Below are 514 nucleotides of genomic sequence, written 5' to 3' on the forward strand. Positions count from 1 at the left end.
GTTGATGCCGACCTGGCCGACGTCGATCTCGCTCTGGAACTTGCGCGCGGCCGCGCCGCTTTGCGTGAAGAGGCCGACGCCGTTGCCCATCGGGTTGCGGTTGACGAGCGCGATCGCGTCGTCGAGCGTGTCGGCTTCGAGCACGACCACCACCGGCCCGAAGATTTCTTCCTGGTAGATCGACATGTCGGTGGTCACGCCCGAGAAGATCGTCGGGCCGACGAAGTTGCCCTGCTCGTAGCCGGGCACCTGCACGTCGCGGCCATCGAGCAGCAGCGTCGCGCCTTCCTTCACGCCGGCGTCGATCAGCGACAGGATGCGCGCCTTCGCCGCCTTCGACACGACCGGGCCGACGTCCGTACCGGCTTGCGCGCCCGCGTTGACCTTCAGCGCCTTCGCCTTGGCGACCAGATCGGGCAGCCAGTCGCGTGCCTTGCCGACCAGCACGACGACGGACGTCGCCATGCAGCGCTGGCCGGCCGCGCCGAAGCCGGCGCCGACCAGCGCGTTGATC

The 514-nt window shown here is 69.1% G+C and carries 1 protein-coding gene; it reads right to left on the minus strand.

What is annotated here, in order from left to right; translation table 11 throughout:
* Window positions 1-514 (minus strand): aldehyde dehydrogenase family protein (locus tag ACTJKF_RS31430; protein ID WP_440629018.1); only part of this gene is annotated, 514 nt, incomplete at both ends.

Source organism: Burkholderia sp. 22313 (assembly GCF_052045245.1).
In the GTDB taxonomy this organism is placed as follows: domain Bacteria; phylum Pseudomonadota; class Gammaproteobacteria; order Burkholderiales; family Burkholderiaceae; genus Burkholderia.